Below are 236 nucleotides of genomic sequence, written 5' to 3'. Positions count from 1 at the left end.
TCCACCGTAAACGCCTTCCGGAATAAAGGAATGGGCATTGCAGTCAACAATGAGTTGATTATTGCAGATCATTCGGTTGTAACTGTTTCCGAAAACGCTTCCAATGCCACTTACGGTTATGCTGCCGTCCGTCTGTATAACAATTTTGCATCTTCTTTGGATAGCACCAGTTCTCTGATTATTACGGATAACCATAACACCGGCCTTTATATCCGCCAAGGTTCTTTTGCGGTGGA

Annotated in this window: 1 protein-coding gene; it reads left to right on the top strand. The window is 44.1% G+C overall.

Features of this window, described 5'->3' with window-relative positions:
- Positions 1-30 precede the first annotated feature (30 nt).
- Positions 31-236, top strand: a 206-nt coding sequence (locus H6B10_RS16520) for a hypothetical protein (RefSeq protein WP_204652475.1), incomplete at its 3' end; no start/stop codon positions are given.

The organism is Gemmiger formicilis, from assembly GCF_016901605.1.
GTDB classification, from domain to species: domain Bacteria; phylum Bacillota; class Clostridia; order Oscillospirales; family Ruminococcaceae; genus Gemmiger; species Gemmiger formicilis_B.
Note: the sequence above shows the minus strand (reverse complement) of the source record. Positions and strands in the feature narration are given on the sequence as shown.